Annotated in this window: 21 protein-coding genes; 14 read left to right on the top strand and 7 right to left on the bottom strand. The window is 67.6% G+C overall.

The window, feature by feature from the left end:
• The first annotated feature begins 2 nt into the window (after positions 1–2).
• Complete coding sequence (locus tag HV681_RS03755; RefSeq protein ID WP_175121765.1) at positions 3–788, top strand: NRDE family protein; 786 nt, start codon at positions 3–5, stop codon at positions 786–788.
• Positions 789–930: 142 nt separating this feature from the next.
• Entirely contained in the window at positions 931–1365 is a 435-nt protein-coding gene (locus HV681_RS03760) for a carboxypeptidase-like regulatory domain-containing protein (RefSeq protein WP_175121766.1), read from the top strand.
• A gap of 61 nt (positions 1366–1426) precedes the next feature.
• Here HV681_RS03760 and HV681_RS03765 read toward each other — a convergent pair whose 3' ends face one another.
• Positions 1427–1801, bottom strand: a complete 375-nt coding sequence (locus HV681_RS03765; protein ID WP_056560668.1) for an MAPEG family protein — start codon at positions 1799–1801, stop codon at positions 1427–1429.
• Between the two features lie 275 nt (positions 1802–2076).
• Between HV681_RS03765 and HV681_RS03770 the strand changes: the two genes are divergently transcribed.
• Positions 2077–2913, top strand: coding sequence for a CPBP family intramembrane glutamic endopeptidase (locus HV681_RS03770; RefSeq protein WP_254594878.1), 837 nt, complete (start codon positions 2077–2079; stop codon positions 2911–2913).
• A gap of 12 nt (positions 2914–2925) precedes the next feature.
• Here the strand turns inward: HV681_RS03770 and HV681_RS03775 are convergent, their stop codons facing one another.
• The 4 genes from HV681_RS03775 to arfB form a co-directional block, all read right to left on the bottom strand.
• A complete protein-coding gene (locus tag HV681_RS03775; RefSeq protein WP_175121768.1) occupies positions 2926–3981 on the bottom strand; it encodes an alkene reductase in 1056 nt (351 codons plus the stop codon).
• A gap of 51 nt (positions 3982–4032) precedes the next feature.
• Complete coding sequence (locus HV681_RS03780; protein WP_056560656.1) at positions 4033–4380, bottom strand: ArsR/SmtB family transcription factor; 348 nt, start codon at positions 4378–4380, stop codon at positions 4033–4035.
• A gap of 69 nt (positions 4381–4449) precedes the next feature.
• Positions 4450–5187 carry a DUF2238 domain-containing protein gene (locus HV681_RS03785; protein ID WP_175121769.1) on the bottom strand — a complete coding sequence of 246 codons (738 nt, stop codon included), beginning with the start codon at positions 5185–5187 and terminating at the stop codon, positions 4450–4452.
• Between the two features lie 8 nt (positions 5188–5195).
• Complete coding sequence (gene arfB, locus HV681_RS03790) at positions 5196–5612, bottom strand: alternative ribosome rescue aminoacyl-tRNA hydrolase ArfB (RefSeq protein WP_175121770.1); 417 nt, start codon at positions 5610–5612, stop codon at positions 5196–5198.
• Between the two features lie 201 nt (positions 5613–5813).
• Between arfB and queE the strand changes: the two genes are divergently transcribed.
• From queE to HV681_RS03845, 11 genes are all read left to right on the top strand, one after another.
• Positions 5814–6446: a 7-carboxy-7-deazaguanine synthase gene (gene queE, locus HV681_RS03795; RefSeq protein ID WP_175121771.1), complete on the top strand. Its 633-nt coding sequence runs from the start codon at positions 5814–5816 to the stop codon at positions 6444–6446.
• Between the two features lie 28 nt (positions 6447–6474).
• Positions 6475–6918, top strand: coding sequence for a 6-carboxytetrahydropterin synthase QueD (queD, locus tag HV681_RS03800; protein WP_175121772.1), 444 nt, complete (start codon positions 6475–6477; stop codon positions 6916–6918).
• A 152-nt stretch (positions 6919–7070) separates the two neighbouring features.
• Positions 7071–7544 (top strand): MarR family winged helix-turn-helix transcriptional regulator, encoded by a 474-nt coding sequence (locus HV681_RS03805; protein ID WP_175121773.1) that lies wholly within the window; start codon positions 7071–7073, stop codon positions 7542–7544.
• Positions 7541–9592: an FUSC family protein gene (locus HV681_RS03810; RefSeq protein ID WP_175121774.1), complete on the top strand. Its 2052-nt coding sequence runs from the start codon at positions 7541–7543 to the stop codon at positions 9590–9592. The genes HV681_RS03805 and HV681_RS03810 overlap by 4 nt, the downstream gene beginning before the upstream one ends.
• Entirely contained in the window at positions 9589–9801 is a 213-nt protein-coding gene (locus HV681_RS03815; RefSeq protein ID WP_175121775.1) for a DUF1656 domain-containing protein, read from the top strand. The genes HV681_RS03810 and HV681_RS03815 overlap by 4 nt, the downstream gene beginning before the upstream one ends.
• A gap of 2 nt (positions 9802–9803) precedes the next feature.
• Entirely contained in the window at positions 9804–10715 is a 912-nt protein-coding gene (locus HV681_RS03820) for an efflux RND transporter periplasmic adaptor subunit (RefSeq protein ID WP_175121776.1), read from the top strand.
• Between the two features lie 66 nt (positions 10716–10781).
• Positions 10782–12203, top strand: coding sequence for an efflux transporter outer membrane subunit (locus tag HV681_RS03825; RefSeq protein WP_175121777.1), 1422 nt, complete (start codon positions 10782–10784; stop codon positions 12201–12203).
• Positions 12204–12359: 156 nt separating this feature from the next.
• Positions 12360–13193: a hypothetical protein gene (locus HV681_RS03830; protein ID WP_175121778.1), complete on the top strand. Its 834-nt coding sequence runs from the start codon at positions 12360–12362 to the stop codon at positions 13191–13193.
• Between the two features lie 13 nt (positions 13194–13206).
• Positions 13207–14931, top strand: coding sequence for a thiamine pyrophosphate-binding protein (locus HV681_RS03835; protein WP_175121779.1), 1725 nt, complete (start codon positions 13207–13209; stop codon positions 14929–14931).
• 59 nt (positions 14932–14990) lie between these two features.
• Entirely contained in the window at positions 14991–15968 is a 978-nt protein-coding gene (locus tag HV681_RS03840; RefSeq protein WP_175121780.1) for a Bug family tripartite tricarboxylate transporter substrate binding protein, read from the top strand.
• A gap of 1 nt (position 15969) precedes the next feature.
• On the top strand, positions 15970–16764 hold the full coding sequence (locus HV681_RS03845) for an SDR family NAD(P)-dependent oxidoreductase (protein ID WP_175121781.1): 795 nt from the start codon (positions 15970–15972) through the stop codon (positions 16762–16764).
• Positions 16765–16855: 91 nt separating this feature from the next.
• On the opposite strand, the gene HV681_RS03850 is transcribed toward HV681_RS03845, so the two are convergent.
• Entirely contained in the window at positions 16856–17680 is an 825-nt protein-coding gene (locus HV681_RS03850) for an IclR family transcriptional regulator (RefSeq protein ID WP_175121782.1), read from the bottom strand.
• The gene (ypfH, locus tag HV681_RS03855; protein ID WP_105238691.1) at positions 17680–18384 is read right to left on the bottom strand and encodes an esterase; all 705 of its coding nucleotides are present in this window, start codon (positions 18382–18384) and stop codon (positions 17680–17682) included. Before ypfH ends, HV681_RS03850 begins: the two co-directional genes overlap by 1 nt.
• Positions 18385–18561: the final 177 nt, after the last annotated feature.

Genomic DNA, 18561 nt, shown 5'->3' on the forward strand with positions numbered 1-18561 from the left:
TCATGTGTCTTGCCGTACTGGCTCTGCATACGCTGCCCGGCATCCCCGTGCTGATCGCCGCGAACCGCGACGAATTTCATGCGCGCCCCACCCTTCCCGCGGCGCAATGGTCCGACGCGCCGGCCATCTACGCCGGGCGCGATGGCCAGGCGGGCGGCACCTGGATGGGCGCAACCGTTCAGGGGCGCTATGCGTTGGTCACCAACTTCCGCGAGCCCGGCCGGCATCTGGACAACGCCCCTTCGCGCGGCGCGCTGGTCGAGGACTTTCTGCGCGGCGAAATGACGCCGCAGGCCTACCTTGAGACGGTGCACGCCATGGACCAGGCGTACAACGGCTTCAATCTGATCGTGGGCGACACGCGGCAGGCGTGGTATCTGAGCAATCGCGACGGCGGGCCGCGCGCGTTGGACCCCGGCATCTACGCCCTGTCCAACCATCTGCTGGACACGCCCTGGCCCAAACTGGCGCGCACGAAGGCGGCGTTCTCGGCCGTGCTGGAACATCCGTCGCAGCCCGACCTGCCCGCGCTGTTTACCGCGCTTGGCGACCGCAGCCCGGCGGACGACGCCGACCTGCCGGCCACCGGCCTGCCCTTGGCGCGCGAACGCCTCTTGAGCAGCCCGTTCATCGTCAGCCCGGAATATGGCACGCGCAGTTCCAGCGTCATGGCGCTGCACGGCGACGGCGCCGGCGAACTGGAGGAACGGCGGTTCGCCCCGGACGGCTCGGTCAGCGGCGTCAGCAACCTGACGTTTTCCTGGCAGGCGGCCGGCGGCGGCGTGTGATGCGCGGCGCCTGATACAAACGGTTGATTTCCGAGGCGGACGGACGCGAACTCGCCTTGCGCGCGCACGTCGAATGGTTGCAAGCTACCGGCGGAGGCAGCGACAACGCGCTGCCACGCCGGTTTTTCTGCAGGAGAACTCCATGAACAAACGTTTTGAACGCTGCACGATCGCCGCCGCCATGACCCTGGGCACCTTTGCTTTAGCGGGTGTCCTGTCCACCGCCCAAGCGGCCATGCCGCCCGTGCAGCACCAGGGCGCTATCGAATATGTCAGCGGCGGCATCGGCATCGACGAATCCGAATCCATGAAAGCCGCGTCCAGCAGTTATCCGCTGGCATTGACCTTTGCTGCGCAACGCGGCGGCAAGGCCGATTATGTCGCCGACGTGACCGTCGCGATCCGGGATGCGCAGGGCAAGGCCGTGTTGCAGACGACCGCGCAGGGGCCCTACATGCTGGTGAAGCTGCCGGCGGGCAACTACCGCATCTCGGCCACGTTTGATGGCAAGGCGCAGGAGCGCGAGGTCACCGTGCAAGGCTCAGGCACCGCGCGCGCCATGTTCGAGTGGAAGTGATGGCACTGAGGCGCGGCTGATACGGCCGCGCCCCCTATCCTGTTCAAAGGAGCCGGACGCGTCAGACGCCCGCGAACAGGATCGCAATGACAAAGCCCACGCCCGCCGTCCAGACCAGCGAGCGCAGCGCGCCCCAGTTCGCCAGGTACATCGCCAGATAGCCCAGCCGCGTGCCCAGCCAGCACGCCATCAGCGTCGCGACGTGCGCGGGGGACGCCTGGTTATACAGCGCAAACAGCACGGCGGCGTAGAAGAACGGCAGCGCCTCGAAGGTGTTGACCTGCGCGGCGTTGGCCCGCGCGCGCCACCCCTCCTGCCGGGCCAGCCAGGCCCGCGGGTCGTTGTTGTCGAATTTCTTGCCGCCTGCCTTGGCGATGATCGTGGACACGAACGGCAGCAGCGCCGCCGCCAACATCAACCACGCGATTGTCTTCATTCCTGACTCCATTGCTGGCGGCTTGATGTCCGCCGGACGCGCGGGGCGTGTGCCGCCGCTGCCGCATGGTCGCCTGAAAAGCGGGGGAAGGCAAAGGCGCGGTGGGGGGGCTCGGGCGGCTCGGGCTGCTCGAGTGGCGCCGCCGGCTTGGAGTTGAAGTTGGCGTTGGCGTTGGCCGCATCAAACTTGCCGGCGTCGAAAGCGCCAAGGTTGGCGAAGACCGCGCTTACACTCGGTCCTTTGCGATTGCCGCCCGCCCGTCGATGCCGCCTGTCATGCCCTGGTTTGCCCTGTTCCTGGCCGCCGCCTTGCTATGGCCGCCCGGCACCCGCCGCTGGGCGCTTGCCCCGTTGGCGGTGACATGGGCGTGGGCATTGGCCGACGGATCGGTCGACCTCGTTGCGCTCGCATGGCCCGCGTTGCTGCTGATTGCCGCGGCGCTGGTGCGATCCCACGCGGGACCGGCCGCGCGCATGGCCGCGCATGGACTCTTCGTGATCCTGGCCGTGCTGCTCTTCGCACATCTGCTGCCCGGGTTTCACAACCTGCGCGTGATTGATCCCGCGCCGCTCAGTCCGGATGCAGTTCCTTTCAGCATGTACCTGAACCTGGACAAACCGCTCGTGGGCTTCTGGGTGGTGCTGGTGCTGGCGCCGCCCATGGCCGCGGCCCATGCGCGTTTGAGCTTGCAGGCGGCGGTTCTTGCATGCGCAGCCGCGGTGGCGGTCTGCCTGGGATTGGCGCTGGCGCTGGGCGTGGTGGCATGGGCGCCGAAGTGGCCGGCCTCAGGCTGGATCTGGCTGATCAACAATGCCTTGCTGGTGACGCTGGCGGAAGAGGCGCTGTTCCGAGGTTATGTGCAGCAACGCCTGGCGCAGCGGTGGCGCCATCGCGCATGGGGCGCGTGGGCGGCGGTGGCCGTGGCGGCCGTGCTGTTCGGATTGGCCCATTACGCGGGCGGTTGGCAGTGGATGCTGCTGGCTGGCCTGGCGGGTACGGCGTATGGCGCGGCCTATCGTTACGGCGGTTTGGGCGCCGCCGTCCTGGCGCATCTGGGCTTGAACGCGGCGCACTTCGGATTGTTCACCTATCCAATGCGCGCCGCGTTCTGAAAGGCCGCCGCTTCAGGCCGCCAGCGCCGGATAGTCCGTATACCCTTCAGGACCCGAGGCGTAGAAGGTGGCCGGATTCGGCGTATTCAGCGGGGCCTTGCGCGCCAGGCGCTCGGCCAGGTCGGGCGTGGCAATGTACGGCACGCCAAACGCCACGGCGTCGACCTTGCCGGCCGCGATGGCGGCCTCGGCGGTGTCGCGCGTGTAGCCTTCGTTGCCGATATAAACGCCGCCGAACTCGGCCTTGATCATCGGCGCCAGGCTGTCGGGCGCTTCGTGTTCGCGGGCGCAAATGAACGCGATGCCGCGCTTGCCCAGTTCACGCGCCACGTAGCCGAACAGGCCCGGCAGATCCGAATCACCCATGTCGTGGGCATCAGCGCGCGGCGACAGATGCACGCCGACGCGGCCCGCGCCCCACACCGCCACGCAGGCGTCGACCACTTCCAGCAGCAGCCGCGCGCGGTTTTCGATGGAACCGCCGTATTGGTCCGTGCGGTGGTTGGTGCTGTCCTGCAGGAACTGATCCAGCAGGTAGCCATTGGCGGCATGCACCTCGACGCCGTCAAAACCCGCCTCCTTCGCCATCTTCGCGCCGTGGCGGTAGGCTTCGACCACGCCGGGGATCTCTTCGGTTTCCAGCGCGCGCGGCGTCACGTATTCGCGCTTGGGGCGCACGTGGCTGACGTGGCCCTTGGCGGCGATGGCGCTGGGCGCGACCGGCAGTTCGCCGTCCAGGAACATCGGGTCGGAAATGCGGCCCACGTGCCAGAGCTGCGCGACGATCAGGCTGCCCTTGCCGTGCACGGCGTCGACCACCTTGCGCCAACCCTTGACCTGCTCCGGCGACCAGAGCCCAGGCGTGTCGGCATAGCCCACGCCCTGCGGCGTGACCGCCGTGGCTTCCGTCAGGATCAGGCCGGCGCCCGAACGCTGGGTGTAATACTCGACCATCAGATCGTTCGGCACGCGGCCGGCGCTGGCGCGTTGGCGGGTCAGCGGCGCCATCACGACGCGGTTGCGCAGGGTCAGGTCGCCGACTTTCAGCGGTTCAAACAGGGGGTTCATGCAAAATCCTTTCGTCCCGGCAATGGGGCGCTTGCGGGTATGGCAGACGGGCTACATATCCAGATTCAATTGCCGCAGAAATGCGGCAATCACGGGTTCATTGCGACGGAAAAAGACCCACTGCCCCACCTTGGTCGCCGAAATCAGGCCGGCGCGCTGCAACACGGCCAGATGCGACGAGACCGTAGACTGGGACAGGCCGCAGCGATCATCGATGTGGCCCGCGCACACCCCGTGTTCGAAGGTGTGGCCCGGACGCTCCTCGAAATACGCATGCGGCGTCTTCAGCCAGGCCAGGATGTCGCGGCGAACCGGATTGGCCAGCGCCTTGAGGATGGCGTCGGCGTCGATCGCGGGTTGCGCGGCGTTCTGGTCGGAGGGTGAGGAAGTTGCGGTCATATTGGTATATCGCAATTTATCGAATCATATATCGGGTTTATCCGATATATCGTTATGCCCCTGTTGCAATCAAGGATTTCGGGCGCCGGTCGCGCGATCCTGCGGCAGGCGGTCCTGCGCCCGGCGATCCGGCCGGCGGCTCTCCGGCTTCAGGCTATCGGCCCAGTCACGGGCAAGGTCGCGCTGTGCCTTCCAGTTGACCAGCGCCGTGATGGCCATGGCAATCACCGCGCCCAGCGCCGCCAGCGCCATGTCCTTCTGCGCGTCCCAGATGTCGCCCTGGGTGCCCAGGTAGGCCGCCCCCAGGTCACCGCCAAAGAACTCCGCGGCGCCCCACTCGATCAGTTCGTAGAGCGCCGAGGTCGACAGCGTCACGTCCATCGGCAGGAAGTACGCCCAAAAGCCGCGCACCTCGGCCACCCGCAGGAAGATCTCGCGGATCGGATAGGCCAGCAGCAGCCCATACGAAAAATGCACGACGCGGTCGAAATTGTTGCGTTCCCACCCGAGCACGCTGTTCAGGGTGCGGCCGGTCAAGGCGCGCCACCAGTCGTCGTACGGCACGAGCGAATACGTGTAGTGCGCGCCCACCGTGTGCAAGCACAGGAACAGAAAGATCAGCGTGTATGACACCCGCGAAAACACGAACGCCCGCCGCGTGGCAAACAGCACGGCGCCCAGTCCCAGCACCAGCGCGTTCTCCAGCGCCCAGGCCGAGCGGTCATGCGGATTGATGGCCAGCGCCACCCAGATGACGGCGAACACGCCGGCCAGCGTGACCAGATAGCGGCGGCGCGCGTCGGCCATGGTGCGTCCTAGTCGCCCTGCACCCGGCCGCGCAGCCGCTTGACCTCGCCATGCAGCACCTTGCGCTGCACGCGGCGGCGTTGCGACGAGCGCGTCGGCTTGGTGGGGCGGCGCGGCTTGTCGACCTGGATGGCTGATCGCACCATGCCCACCAGCCGCTCGATGGCCTCGGCACGGTTCTTTTCCTGGCTGCGGAAGGATTGCGATTTGATGACGATCACGCCCTCTTTCGAGATGCGGTGGTCGTTGACGGCGCACAACGCATCCTGCACCTCGGGCGGCAGGCGGGAAGCGCGCACATCGAAGCGCAGGTGGACGGCGCTGGACACCTTGTTGACGTTCTGCCCGCCCGCGCCCTGGGCGCGAATCATGGTGAAGGTCAGGTCGCGCTCGTCGATGAAAAGCGAATCTTGGACGTGAAACATAGGCGGGAAGTCTACAGGGCCGGCCGTCTTCCTGCACCCGGCGGTTGAAACCGCTGGATCCGCGGCTTGGCGCCACACAGCGGCCATGCGCCGCCCGGCGGCGGACCCGTCTTGCAGGGTCTTTCGGCGGATATCGGCCGCGCCAAGTAAAATAGTGCGCTTTTGCTCGAATTCCGTGGCGCCCAGCCGCCCGCATCTCCTATGACTTACTCCGCCAAAGAAATCTTCAAGACCCTGCAAGGCGAAGGCGCCCACGCAGGCCGCGCGGCGGTATTCTGCCGGTTTGCGGGCTGTAATCTGTGGACCGGCCGCGAAAGCGACCGTGCCAGCGCCGCCTGCACCTTCTGTGACACCGATTTCATCGGCACCGACGGCGACGGCGGCGGCAAGTTCGCCACGGCCGAATTGCTGGCCGACGCCATTGCCGCGGCCTGGGGCCCGGACGCCGGCAACCGCTACGTCGTCTTTACGGGCGGCGAGCCGCTGCTGCAACTGGACGCGCCGCTGCTCGACGCGATCCACGCCCGCGGCTTTACCGTCGCCATCGAAACCAACGGCACGATCAAGCCGCCTGCCGGCATCGACTGGATCTGCGTCAGCCCCAAGGGGACGGCCCCGGTCGTGATCGAACGCGGCAATGAGCTCAAGCTGGTCTATCCGCAGCTCAACGCCCTGCCCGACGCCTTCGCACATCTGGATTTCGAGCATTTCTTCCTGCAACCCATGGACGGACCGGCGCGCGCAGCCAACACCGAGCAGGCCGTTCAATACTGCATGCAGCATCCGCAATGGCGGCTCAGCCTGCAAACCCACAAATACATAGGCATTCCATGATTTACCCCCACGCCTTGCGGAGCACGCGATGATTTCCGTGACCCGCAGGCTCGAGTTCGACGCCGGCCACCGCATCCCCGACCACCGCAGCCAGTGCCGCAATCTGCACGGCCACCGCTATGTGCTGGAAATCACGCTGACGGGTGACATCGTGCAGGCGCCCGGCGAGTCCGACAACGGCATGGTCATGGACTTCTCCGAGATCAAGCAAATCGCCAAGACGCATATCGTGGACGTCTGGGACCATGCGTTCCTGGTCTACGAAGGCGACGACGCCGTGCGCGGCTTTCTGGATACCCTGCCCGGCCACAAGACCGTCGTGCTGGACCGGATTCCCACCGCTGAAAACCTGGCCACCATCGTTTTCGAGACGCTGGCGCCGCAATACCACGGCCATTACGGCGCCGAACTGCGCCTGACGCGCGTGCGTCTGTACGAAACGCCGAACTGCTGGGCCGACTGCAACGGTTGATCCCCGACAGCGCATGAAGGCGGGCTTCGGGCCCGCCTTCAGTTTTCCACCCACGGAAAACCGCACTGCCATCTTCCCAATTGAAAGAATCTATCGCGATAGTCGCCATTTTCAATCATTAGTAAGCTAATAGATAGGATACAATCGAATTCATGCTTACTCCATCCGACTCCCAGCTCATGGCCACCACCGCCAACCTGATGGTGCTGTCGCGCGCCTACCGCGGCGCCGCCGATAAAGCGCTCGCCGACTACGGCCTTTCTCAAGCGACTGCGTGGCCCGTCATTCTGGCCGGCCGTCTTGGCGACGGAGTTCGCCAAGGCGCGCTGGCCGAAGCTTTGGGCGTCGAAGGCCCCTCCCTTGTGCGCGTGCTGGATCAACTGGTGGCGGCCGGCCTGATGGAACGGCGCGAAGACCCCCACGATCGCCGCGCACGCACCCTGCACCTGACCGAAGCCGGCCACGCGCTGCGCGCGCAGGTCGAAGACGTGCTGGTTGAACTTCGCCGCCGCATCTTTCACGACGTCAGCGAATCCGATCTGCAAGCCTGCCTGCGCGTCTTCGACGCCATGAAGGTGTCGCTGGGCCGCAGCGGCGCCGGTGCGCAAGAGGACGCCCGGCCATGAAACTGCCCAACGTCCGCGAAACCATCTTCTCGCTCAAGAGCTACCTGAGCGCCATCATGGCGCTCTATCTGGCTTACAGCATGGGTTTGCCGCGTCCGTTCTGGGCCATGACCACCGCCTACGTCGTGGCGCAGCCCTGGTCCGGCGCGGTGCGTTCCAAGGCGCTGTACCGTCTGGTCGGCACCTTCTTCGGGTCGGCGGCCACCGTGTACATGGTGCCGCGGCTGTCGAACTCGCCCGTCGTCATGACCGGCGCGATGGTGCTGTGGGTGGGCGCCTGCCTGTACATGTCGGTGCTGGACCGCACACCGCGGTCCTATCTGTTCATGCTGGCCGGCTACACCGCCGCGATGATCGGCTTTCCCAGCGTCACCGACCCTTCCCTTGTGTTCGACACGGCGCTGGCCCGTGTCGAGGAAATCAGCCTGGGCATCGTGTGCGCCACGCTGATCCACAGCATCGTGCTGCCGCGCGGCCTGGCGCCCGCGCTGACGCTGCAATTGGACAAGGCCGTGCGCGATGCGCGCAACTGGATGCACGACACGCTCAGCGGCAAGACCGCCGAACAGCGCGACAAGGACCGCCGCGAGCTGGCCAACGACATCACGCAACTGCGCCTCTTATCCACGCACGTTCCCTTCGACACCAGCAACCTGCGCTGGACCGCGGGCGCCGTGCGCGCCATGCAGGACCAGATCGCGGCGCTGACGCCGGCCGTGTCCGCCGTCGAAGACCGTATGCGCGCCTTGCAGGCCAATGGCCAGCCGCTGCCCGAACCGGTGCAATCGCTGCTTGCCGATATCTCGGAATGGATCAACGCCGGCCCGCAGGCCTCGCACGAAACCGCCGTCCAGTTGCGCGCGGCCGTGACGCGGCTGACGCCCGGCATCGACAGCCATTCCACGTGGCGCGACGCGCTGCTTGCCAGCCTGATGGCGCGCCTGCGCGAACTGATCGACACCTATGACGAATGCCTGGCGCTGCGCCGCGACATCCGCGCCGGGCTGCAGGGCGCGCCGGTTCGCGCCCCGCGCACGACCCGCGATCCGAACTCGGCGCTGCACCGCGACCACGGCATGGCGCTGCTGTCGGCGCTGGCCGCGGCGCTGGCGATTTCGGTCTGCTGCCTCTTCTGGATCGGCACGGCCTGGAGCAACGGCGCCACCGCCGCGCTGATGGCCGCGATCTTCAGCTGCTTCTTTGCGTCGCAGGACAATCCCGTGCCGGGCATCATGCAGTTCCTGACCTACACGGTGTATTCCATTCCGCTGTCGGCGCTATATCTGCTGGGCATCATGCCGGCCATCCACTCGTTCGAGATGCTGGCGCTGTCCATGCTGCCGACCGCCTTCGTGCTGGGCGTGTTCATTGCCCGCCCGGCCAGCACCGGCAAGGCCATGGCCATGCTGTTCGGGTTCCTGGGCACGATGGCGCTGCAGGACACCAACACCGCCGACGTCGTGTCGTTCATCGACACGCAGGTTGCACAGTGCATGGGCGTGGCCACGGCCGCGATCATCGCCGCCATCTTCCGCACCGTCAGCGTCGACTGGAGCGCGCGCCGCATCCAGGCCGCCAACTGGAAGGAACTGGCGACGCTGGCCAGCTCGCCCCGCGCGCCGTCGCGCCATACCTACACCGCCCGCATGCTGGACCGCATCGGCCTGTTGCAGCCGCGCCTGGCGCTGGCAAAACGGCCCGATGATCTGGTGGCCGCCGACGCGCTGAAGGACCTGCGCGTGGGCCGCGACATCACCGAGCTGCAGCGGGCCCGCCGCCATCTGCCGATGGCCGAGCCCACGATCCAGCCGGTGCTGAACAGCCTGGCGCAGTTCTTCAAGATCCGTTCGTCGGGCCGCATGCAGGACAAGACGCCGGAGTTCCTGGCGCAGATCGACCGCGCGCTGTGCAGCGTGGCCGCTACCCCGCAAGGCCCGCATGCGCGCGACCGCGCCGTGGTGGCGCTGGTCGGCATCCGCCGCGCCTTCTTTCCCGACGCGCCCGACTATCAACCCGCCCATCCGACCCTGGAGGGCCAAGCATCATGATTGGCGAATTCAATCTCTACGGCATTTATTTCCCCTGGCTGCTCGTGCTGGGCGTCGTCACCCTGGCCGTCGCCTGGGGCGTGCGCCGCGTGCTGGCGCGCGCCGGGCTGTATCGCCTGGTGTGGCACCCCGCGCTGTTTGACCTGGCGCTGTTCGTGGTGCTGCTGTACGGCGTCTCCCTCATTTCCCCTTATTTTCTTCAGAGATAGGTATGAAACTCCCCAATGCCCTTCGCCCTGCTGCTATCGGCAAGTTCGCAGTGACGGCTGTCGTCGTCGCCGCCGCCGCTTACGCCGGCTGGCAGCTTTGGGATCACTATGAAGTCGAGCCCTGGACGCGCGATGGGCGCGTCAAGGCCTATGTGGTGCAGGTGGCGCCCGACGTCTCCGGCCTGGTCACCAGCGTGCCCGTGCACGACAACCAGGACGTGAAGGCCGGCGACCTGCTGTTCGAAATCGATCGCGCCCGCTTCCAGTTGGCGTTCGACCAGGCGCAGGCCTCGGTCCGTTCGCAGCAGGTGGCGCACGACCAAGCGCTGCGCGACGCCAAGCGCAACCGCTCGCTGGGCCAGCTTGTCGCGGCCGAAGCGGTGGAACAAAGCCAGACCAAGGTGCAGCAGACTGAAGCCGCGCTTGCGCAGGCACAGGTGCAACTGAACACCGCCCGCCTCAATCTGGAACGCAGCCGCGTCGTGGCCGCCAGCGATGGCCGCGTCACCAACCTGGACCTGCGCGCGGGCTCCTACGCCACCGCCGGCCACGGCGTGATGGCGCTGGTGGACGCCGGTTCGTTCTACGTGGAAGGCTACTTCGAAGAAACCAAGCTGCCCGGCATCCACGAAGGCGACCCCGTCACCGTGACGCTGATGGGCGAACCGCGTCACATCCGCGGCCACGTCGAAAGCATCGCCCTGGGTATCGCGGACCGCGACCGCAGCACCGGCGCCAACCTGCTGCCCAACGTGAACCCGACCTTCAACTGGGTCCGTCTTGCGCAGCGCATCCCGGTGCGCGTGAAGATCGACGAGGTGCCCGAAGGCGTACGCCTGGTCGCCGGCCAGACCGCCACGGTGTCGGTGGACGACCGCCCGGCCCAGTCCGCCGCCGCGCCCCACGCGTCCTGACGGGACGCAGAACCTCTTTTCTCCGGAAACTCCGCAATTTCTTATCGACGCCAAGCCGTACCTGCCATGAAAACCAGACTCCTCCTTCCGCTGACGCTGGCCCTCGCGCTGGCCGGATGCGCCTCCGTGGGCCCCGACTACAAGGTGCCGCCGGAGGCCGTCTCCCAGCGGCCGAGCGCGCAATCCTCCTTTGTGGAGGCGCAGGCCGGCGTGTATCGGCAAGAGGAAGTCCCCGGCCACTGGTGGCGCCTGTACAACGACCCCGTGCTGGATGGTCTGGTGGAAAAGGCCCTGGCCGCAAACACCGACCTGCGCGTGGCCAGCGCCAATCTGGAACGCGCGCAGGCCGCGGTGCAGGAAACGAAGGCGCAACAACAGCCGACGATCGGCGTCAATGCCTCGCCCACGTTCGGCCACGTTTCCGGCTTGCAGGAACTGCAACCCGGCATCGATCCGCCCAATCGCTGGTCGTACTCCACCGGCGCCAGCGTGTCGTATCAGCTGGACCTTTTCGGCCAGATCCGCCGCGCCGTGGAAGCCTCCACCGGCGACGCGCAGGCCGCCCAAGCCGCCTATGACGCCACCCGCGTCACCGTCGCGGCCGAGACCGCGCGCGCCTACGCCAACATGTGCGCGGCGGGCATGCAGCTTGCCTCGGCGCAGCATTCCGTGCAGGTGCAGAAGGAATCGGTCGACGCCGTCAGCCGCCTGCAACGCGCCGGGCGCGGCACCGCGCTGGACGTCACGCGGGCGCGCAGCCAGCTCGAACAATTGCAGGCCAATCTGCCGCCGTTCCAGGCGCAGCAGCGCACCGCGCTGTACCGACTGGCTGCATTGACCGGCCAGACGCCGGGCCGGATTCCGCAAGCCCTGCTGCAATGCGCCAGCGCCCCCAAACTGACCGAAACCATCCCCGTCGGCGACGGCGCCGAACTGCTGCGCCGCCGTCCCGACATCCGTCAGGCCGAACGGACGCTGGCCGCCTCCACCGCCCGCATCGGCGTGGCCACGGCCGATCTGTACCCGAAGATCACGCTGGGCCTGTCCGCCGCTTCGGGCGGCCCGGCCGCCATGTTCGGCGACCGCGGTACGTTCAGCTGGAGCGTGGGCCCGCTGATCTCGTGGACCGTTCCCAACACCGGCGCCGCGCAGGCCCGCATCGCCGAAGCCGAAGCCAACACCAAGGCCGCGGCCGCGCGTTTCGATGCGGCCGTGCTGAACGCCTTGCGCGAAACCGAAAGCGCGCTGGTCGTCTATGCCCGCCAGCTGGACCGCGACACCGCCCTGCGCGCGGCCCGCGACCAAAGCGCCGAAGCGGCCTCGCAGGCGCGCCGCCTGTTCCAGTACGGCAAGACGGATTACCTGACCGTGCTGGACGCCGAGCGCACGCTGGCCAGCAATGAAAGCGCGCTCGCCGCATCGCAGGCGGATTTGAGCAGCGACCAGATCGCCTTGTTCCTGGCGCTGGGCGGCGGCTGGGAGAAGTAGCCCGCCAAAAATTGATTTCCATATTATGGGGATGACATTGATCTCCTCAAACCCCCGCTCCTAGAATCGTCTCAAGCCAATAACTACATCAGACGATTCGACAGCATCGCGCCGGCCATGCCAACGCGATACTCGAGGACGGGGACAATTCATAATATGGAACAACCTGCAAGCGCCGGCGACGCGCGCGTGCTGGACAGCATCACCAAGCTCACGCCGCAGGATGCCGGGCGCGTCGTGATCGCCGGGTCGCATGGCGGCAGCTATGCCGCCTACTGCGCGGCGCGCGGTGGCGTGCTGGCCGTCGTCTTGAACGACGCCGGCGTGGGCTGGATGCGTGCCGGCATTGCAGGCCTGGACGACCTGCAACGCTGGGGCGTGCCCGCCGCCACCGCAAGCTATCAAAGCTGCCGCATCGGCGATGGCGCGGACATGGCGCGGCACGGCGTCCTCAGCTTTGTGAACGCGCTAGCGCAAGATCTGGGCTGCAAACCAGGTATGCCAGTGGCCGAGGCCGCCTCGCGGCTGGCGCGCGCGTCGCGCAGCGCCCGTCCGCCCGCCGACGTCAAGGAATCCCGCACTGTATTCAAGACAGGCCCTGACGGCGCGCCGCTGGTGATCGGCGCTGACTCCGTCTCGCTGGTCGACTCCCGCGACGACGGTCTCATCGCCATCACGGCCTCGCACGGGGAGCGGCTGGCGGGCCTGCAATCGGACGGTGTCCGCGCGTCCCCCCGCCTCGTCACGTTCAACGACGCGGGCATCGGCAAGGACAGCGCCGGCATCGGCCGCCTGCCTTTGCTGGACCAACGCGGCATTGCCGCCTTGACCGTGTCCGCGCAAACCGCCCGCATCGGCGACGCCCGTTCCTGCTACGAGGAAGGGACCATTTCTTCTGCCAACGCCCGCGCCCGAAACCTGGGCTGCCGCGTCGGCACGCCGCTCAAAACCTTCATCGACGCCCTGCTGACCGGGCGCGACCCCTACTAGGAGCATCACCCGCATGTCCGAAAAACTGGAAATCACCGGCGGCGAAGCCATCGCACGCATGTTCGCGGCGCACGACGTCGGCCTGATGTTCGGCATGGGCGGCTTTCAACTGCTGCCTTTCTATGACGCGGCGCGCCGCCTGAAGCTGAATCACAACCTGATCAACGACGAGCGCTGCGCGGTGTTTGCCGCCGACGCCTATACCAAGGTCAGCGGCCGTCCCGGCGTGTGCGACGCGACGCTGGGTCCGGGTGCGACCAATCTGGTGACCGGCCTGGCCGAAGCCTACAACGCCGGCACCGCGCTGGTCGCGCTGGTCGGCGACGCGCACCGGATGCACGCGTGGAAGAACATGACGCAGGAAGCCCGGCAACTGGAGGTGCTGCGCCCGGTCGTGAAAGACGTGCTGCGCGTGGAGATGGTCGAGCGCATTCCCGAACTGGTGCGGCGCGCGTTTGCCGTGGCCACCAGCGGACGTCCCGGCCCGGTAGTGCTGGACGTGCCCGAGGACATCGCACACGCCGTCCATGCCTTTGACGCCGACGACTTTTATTCCAGCCCCAACTACCGGCGCTCGCCGGCGCTGCGCTGCCGGCCATCGGCCGAGGACGTGGCGCAAGCCGCCAGCATGCTGGCCGGCGCCGCCCGCCCGCTGATGCTGTGCGGCGGCGGCGTACACATCAGCGATGCCGCCGAGACCGTCCAGGCCTTCGCGCGCAAGTTCGGCATCCCCGTCGCCCACACCATGAGCGGCAAAGGCGCGATCGCCTGCAACGATCCGCTGAACGCGGGCCTGTTCGGCCGCTACAGCCGCATTGCCAACGACCTGATCGCCAAGTCCGATTGCCTGTTCGTCGTCGGCTGCAAGCTGGGCGAAGTGGCGACGCGCCGCTACGACCTGCTGGCCGCCGGCGCGCCGATCATTCATCTGGACATCGTGGCCGAGGAATTCGACCGCACCACCACGCCCGCCCTGCGGCTGTGGGGCGACGTGCGCGCCACGCTGGAAGATCTGGACACGCGCCTGGCCGCCCACGGCGAGCACGCACGCCAGGACTACGTGGACGAGGTCGGCCAGGCCATGCACGCATGGCGCGAATCCGTGAACGCCAAGCTGACGTCGGCCGACCGGCCCGTCGGCATGGCGCGGCTGCTGCACGAGATCAACGCCTCGCTGCCGGAAGACGGCATCCTGGTCGCGGACGGCGGCTTCGCGGCGCACTGGGGCGGCCTGCTGTTCGACACCAAGCGCGCGGGCCGCGGCTTCGTGCCGGATCGCGGCTTTGCTTCTATCGGCTACGGCATCCCCGGCGCCATCGGCGCAGCCGCGGCGGCGCCGGGACGCCAGGTGGTCAGCCTGACCGGCGACGGCGGCTGCAACATGTCGCTGGGCGAACTGGAAACCGCGGTGCGCATGAAGCTCGCCTTTACGCTCGTGGTGGTCAACAACGCGGCCTCCGGGTACATCAAGGCGCTGCAGCATCTGATGTACGGCGAAGGCAGCTACCAGTCTTCGGACCTGGTCGACACCAATTACGCCAATGTGGCGCGCGCGCTGGGCTGCCATGGCATCCGCGTCGAAGACCCCGCAGAGCTGCCGGCCGCGCTGGCAGAGGCGTATGCCTGCAAGGACCGTCCCACCATCCTGGACGTGGTGGTCACGCGCGACCCCGCGCACATGCTGCCGGGCGTGGACAGCCGGGCGGCCAAGATCAAGCCGGGTGACCGCATCGCCTGACGGCGGCGTGCAACGCCCGGTTCAAGACACAACAAAATCAAGCAAGGAGACAACCCATCATGAAGCGCAGAACCTGGATCAAGCTGGCGGCCGCCGCTGCAACGCTGTCGCTGGCGGGCGCCGCCGCGGCGCAGGCCACCTACCCCGACCGCCCCATCCGCCTGATCGTGCCCTTCCCGCCCGGCGGCACGTCCGACGTGGTCGGCCGCATCTTTGCCGAGGCGCTGGCCAAGCAGATCGGCCAGCCGGTCGTGGTGGAGAACCGGGGTGGCGCGGGCGGCACCGTCGGCAGCCGCGCCGTGGCCTCGGCCGCGCCGGACGGTTATACGCTTCTGCTGGGCACGTCCAGCACCAACGGCACCAACCCCGCCGTGTACAAGAACCTGCCCTACGACGCGGTGAAGGACTTCACGCCGGTCACGCAGATCATCCGCGTGCCGGGCGTGATCGTGGTGAACAAGAACTTTCCCGCCAAGGACTATGCGTCGTTCACCGCCTTGATCAAGGGCGCGCCCGGCAAGTATTCCTATGCCTCGTCGGGCAATGGCGGCGCCACGCACATGGCGATGGAATACTACAAGTCGCTGTCCGGCCTGGACATGATGCACGTGCCTTACCGTGGCACCGGCCCCGCGCTGAACGACGTGATCGCCGGCCAGGTGCCCATCCTGTGGGATACGGCGGCGTCTTCGATGGCGCACATCCAGTCGGGCAGCCTGCGCCCGATCGTGGTGGCCGCCAAATCGCGCCTGCCGCAATTGCCCGACGTGCCCACCTTTGCTGAAGTCGGCCTGCCCGACTACGACGCGGAAATGTGGAACGGCCTGCTGGCCCCCGCGGGCCTGCCGAAAGACGTGCTGGCCAAGCTGAACGACGCATCCCGCAAGGCGTTGGCCGACAAAGATGTGCAGGCCAAGTACGCGGGGGTTGGCGCGTATGTGGTCGCCGACAAGCCCGAGGCCTTTGCCGCGATGATCCAGGACGACGTGGCCAAGTGGAAGAAGGTGGCGGACTTCGCCCACATCTCGGCGGAATGACATGGGTGAGCGGCTGAAGGACAAGGTGGCGCTGGTGTTTGGCGCGGGGTCGTCGGGGCCGGGCTGGGGCAACGGCAAGGCCGCGGCGGCGCTGTATGCGCGTGAAGGCGCGCGGGTCTTCGCGGTGGACGTCAAAGAGGACGCCGCGCGCGAAACCTGCGCCATCATCGAGGCCGAGGGCGGCCGTTGCCAGGCGTTGACCGCCGACGTGACGGACTCCGCGCAGATCCAGGCCGCGGTCGCCGCCGTGCTGGCGGCCGCCGGACGCATCGACGTGCTGCACAACAACGTGGGCATCACCGAAATGGGCGATCCCATCGAGGCCAGCGAGGAAAGCTGGCATCGCGTGCTGGACACCAACCTGACCGGCGTGTTCCTGACCTGCAAGCATGTGCTGCCCGCCATGCTGGCGCAGGGCTCGGGCAGCATCGTCAACATTTCGTCGCTGGCGTCGATTCAGGTCAATTCGTATCCGTACACCTCGTACTACGCGGCCAAGGCGGGGCTGAACCATCTGACGCGGTCGCTGGCGGTGCGTTATGCGCCGGACAATATCCGCGTGAACGCCGTGCTGCCCGGCGTCATCGACACGCCGTTGATCTACAAGCAGATTGCGGGGCAATTCGACGATGTCGAGGAAATGCGGCGGCGGCGCAATGCCGCCAGTCCGATGGGGAGGATGGGGGATGCGTGGGACGTCGCCCACGCCGCGCTGTTCCTGGCGAGCGACGAGGCCAAGTACATCACCGGGGTGTGTCTGCCGGTAGACGGCGGCAAGGCCTGCGCGGGGCGTTGATGCGCGCGGGCGCGCGGCTTTTCGCCGAGGCGCCGGCTGCGCGGCGTTTCCTGACGGGCCGGGCGCCGGACTTCCGTTTGCCCGGCAGCGATCAGAAGCGCGGGGCCAGGTCCGCGGACAATTCCGAAGCCGCCCGCTGCAACGCGGCCACCACGTCCGCGAGGCGCGCGCCGGACAGGCGCGAACGGATCGCCGCCACGCTCAGCGCCGCCACCACGTGCTGCTCGCGGTCGAACACCGGCACGCCCACGCCTAGCATGTCGGGAATGATGCGGCCCGGGTTGAGCGCGTAGCCGTTCTTGCGCGCGGCGGCGATGTCTTCGCGCAGCATGTCGGTGGACGGCAGATCGGGCGCGGCGCTGGCGTCGTAGCGCGCCAGTACGCGGTCGATATCGTCGTTGGGCAGGAATGCCAGCAGCGCCAGGCTGCCCGCCCCCACGCCCAGCGGGCGGCGGTGGCCGACTTCCAGCGTCAGGATCTTGATGGGAAAGTCGCCCGTCTTGCGGTCCACGCAGACCGCTTCGTGTCCCGACCGCACCGACAGGAAGCTGGTGTCGCCCGTGGACTGCGCAAGCCGGAGCACGGCGGATTCGGCGATGGCCTTGATGCCGTGCCGGCTTTCGGCGGCCAGCCCCAGGATGTAGGACTCGCGGCCCAGGCTGTAGGTCTTGAGCCGCGGATTGAGCGACAGAAAGCCTTCCTGCAGCAAGGCCGACAGCATGCGGTGCGCGGTGGGCGGCGTCAGGCCGACGTCACGCACCACATCCGTCAGACCGACGCCGCGCGCGGGCGCCGCCCCGACGTATTTAAGGATGCGCAGCACGCGGAAGATGCTTTGCGCGCCGCCGACGGCATCGGCCGCGCGTTGCTGCGCGGGCGCGGAGGCTTTCGCGCCGGTCGTGGCAGATGCCGCCATCAATGCACCGTCGTCCCGTCCGGCGGCGTCTGGTTCAGGCCCAGCGCCGCCTCCCAGCTGCGCAGCGGCACGCAGGTCTGCAGGCGGACGATGGCGCGCTGGATCAGGGCGGGATGCAATTCGTGGCCGACGTGGGTAGCGATGTCGATGGTGGAGTCGCCGTGCAGTTCGGCCAGGCGGGCCTGCGCGGCCTGCGCCTGCGACACGCTCATAACCGCGTCGTCGGCGCCGTGCAGCAGATGAATCGTGGTGTACAACGGGGCGTTCTTGGGCAGTTGCGCATAGCGGCCCGAGAACGCGATGACGCGGCCGGCCATGCCGTCGTGCGCCTGCACCAGTTCCAGCGCCATGATGGCGCCCTGCGAAAAGCCGGCCACCGCGGTGTCGGACTGCAGCAGGCCGAAACGCGCCTGGGCTTGCCGCACATAGGTTTCAAGCTGCGGCATGGCCTGGGCCACACGCTCGGCGCGGTTGTCTTCGGTGACGCCGCGCACGGAGAACCACTGCCGGCCCGCCCCGCCGCCATCAAAGGCCTCGAAACCTTCGGGGATCAGCACGGCCGCCGTCGGAAAGGCCGCGCGCACCGCCTGGGCCAGGGGCTCCAGGCTGGCGGGCGATCCGCCCACGCCGTGCAGCAGGATGAAGAGCTGGCGCACGTCGACGCCCGGGTCGGGAAGAAATTCGATAGAACTGGAAGACGCCATGAAACTGCTCCGTGCTGGCCTGGGACGGTGGGACTGCGCCCCGATTGCCGCATTGTAAAATGCGCCGCGCCTGGCATCGCACCTACGACGCCGGGCTTTTTTGCACGCCGCCCCGCGCTTGCCCGCAACGACGGGCGCCCGCCGTTGGCAATGTCCAGCGCCGGCGATGTCCGAGCG

This window comes from Achromobacter animicus (genome assembly GCF_902859585.1).
Taxonomy (GTDB): domain Bacteria; phylum Pseudomonadota; class Gammaproteobacteria; order Burkholderiales; family Burkholderiaceae_B; genus Achromobacter; species Achromobacter animicus.

Bases quoted from the DNA above. Each gene is read 5' to 3' on its own strand.
- HV681_RS03755 (WP_175121765.1), top strand. From the start codon at position 3: ATGTGTCTTGCCGTACTGGCTCTGCATACGCTGCCCGGCATCCCCGTG.
- HV681_RS03760 (WP_175121766.1), top strand. From the start codon at position 931: ATGAACAAACGTTTTGAACGCTGCACGATCGCCGCCGCCATGACCCTG.
- HV681_RS03765 (WP_056560668.1), bottom strand. From the start codon at position 1,801: ATGAAGACAATCGCGTGGTTGATGTTGGCGGCGGCGCTGCTGCCGTTC.
- HV681_RS03770 (WP_254594878.1), top strand. From the start codon at position 2,077: ATGCCCTGGTTTGCCCTGTTCCTGGCCGCCGCCTTGCTATGGCCGCCC.
- HV681_RS03775 (WP_175121768.1), bottom strand. From the start codon at position 3,981: ATGAACCCCCTGTTTGAACCGCTGAAAGTCGGCGACCTGACCCTGCGC.
- HV681_RS03780 (WP_056560656.1), bottom strand. From the start codon at position 4,380: ATGACCGCAACTTCCTCACCCTCCGACCAGAACGCCGCGCAACCCGCG.
- HV681_RS03785 (WP_175121769.1), bottom strand. From the start codon at position 5,187: ATGGCCGACGCGCGCCGCCGCTATCTGGTCACGCTGGCCGGCGTGTTC.
- arfB (WP_175121770.1), bottom strand. From the start codon at position 5,612: ATGTTTCACGTCCAAGATTCGCTTTTCATCGACGAGCGCGACCTGACC.
- queE (WP_175121771.1), top strand. From the start codon at position 5,814: ATGACTTACTCCGCCAAAGAAATCTTCAAGACCCTGCAAGGCGAAGGC.
- queD (WP_175121772.1), top strand. From the start codon at position 6,475: ATGATTTCCGTGACCCGCAGGCTCGAGTTCGACGCCGGCCACCGCATC.
- HV681_RS03805 (WP_175121773.1), top strand. From the start codon at position 7,071: ATGCTTACTCCATCCGACTCCCAGCTCATGGCCACCACCGCCAACCTG.
- HV681_RS03810 (WP_175121774.1), top strand. From the start codon at position 7,541: ATGAAACTGCCCAACGTCCGCGAAACCATCTTCTCGCTCAAGAGCTAC.
- HV681_RS03815 (WP_175121775.1), top strand. From the start codon at position 9,589: ATGATTGGCGAATTCAATCTCTACGGCATTTATTTCCCCTGGCTGCTC.
- HV681_RS03820 (WP_175121776.1), top strand. From the start codon at position 9,804: ATGAAACTCCCCAATGCCCTTCGCCCTGCTGCTATCGGCAAGTTCGCA.
- HV681_RS03825 (WP_175121777.1), top strand. From the start codon at position 10,782: ATGAAAACCAGACTCCTCCTTCCGCTGACGCTGGCCCTCGCGCTGGCC.
- HV681_RS03830 (WP_175121778.1), top strand. From the start codon at position 12,360: ATGGAACAACCTGCAAGCGCCGGCGACGCGCGCGTGCTGGACAGCATC.
- HV681_RS03835 (WP_175121779.1), top strand. From the start codon at position 13,207: ATGTCCGAAAAACTGGAAATCACCGGCGGCGAAGCCATCGCACGCATG.
- HV681_RS03840 (WP_175121780.1), top strand. From the start codon at position 14,991: ATGAAGCGCAGAACCTGGATCAAGCTGGCGGCCGCCGCTGCAACGCTG.
- HV681_RS03845 (WP_175121781.1), top strand. From the start codon at position 15,970: ATGGGTGAGCGGCTGAAGGACAAGGTGGCGCTGGTGTTTGGCGCGGGG.
- HV681_RS03850 (WP_175121782.1), bottom strand. From the start codon at position 17,680: ATGGCGGCATCTGCCACGACCGGCGCGAAAGCCTCCGCGCCCGCGCAG.
- ypfH (WP_105238691.1), bottom strand. From the start codon at position 18,384: ATGGCGTCTTCCAGTTCTATCGAATTTCTTCCCGACCCGGGCGTCGAC.